Annotated in this window: 2 pseudogenes; both read right to left on the bottom strand. The window is 57.0% G+C overall.

Annotated features, from left to right (window positions below):
* Window positions 1–240 (bottom strand): annotated as a pseudogene (locus HMPREF1548_RS30295) (hypothetical protein); the annotation flags it as partial.
* Between the two features lie 105 nt (window positions 241–345).
* Window positions 346–530: pseudogene (locus tag HMPREF1548_RS29680) on the bottom strand (UDP-N-acetylglucosamine 1-carboxyvinyltransferase); the annotation flags it as partial.

Raw genomic sequence — 530 nt, 5'->3', positions numbered from 1 at the left:
GCCTCCACCTCTGGACGGGCTTGCCTTGGACGGGCCAGATTTGGACGGGTTGGTTTTGGACGCGCCAGCTTTGGCCGCGCCCCCTTTGGATATCCCGCCTTTGCCCGTTCCGCCTTTGGACGTACCGGCGCCAGGAACCGTTTTCTTCTTGGGCGCAGCGGCAGCAGGCTTTTTCCCGCTGCCTGTTTTATGATCCTGAACGGATTTTTTCTTCTGTTTTTTCATTTCATCCGTCTTCATTTACAGTTCCTGCCCTTATGCATCCGATTAGCTTTATCACTTTTCAAGGCTTCCCGCAAAGGCTTCCGGAATTGCAGAAGCCTTATAAGCCTTCCCCTGCCGCTTTCACCAGCTGTCGATATCCGCTCCCAGCTGTCTTAAATCCCGGCAGATATCTTCATAGCCGCGGTCAATAAAATACCTGTTTCCCACTGCGGTAAGTCCTTCCGCACACAGCCCGGCGACCACAAGCGCAGCCCCGCCCCGCAGCTCGCTGGCGGTCACCTGTCTGCCGGTGAGCCTCCGCCCGC

This window comes from Clostridium sp. KLE 1755, from assembly GCF_000466465.2.
Lineage (GTDB): Bacteria > Bacillota > Clostridia > Lachnospirales > Lachnospiraceae > Eisenbergiella > Eisenbergiella porci.
This window is presented reverse-complemented; position numbering and strand designations above follow the sequence as displayed.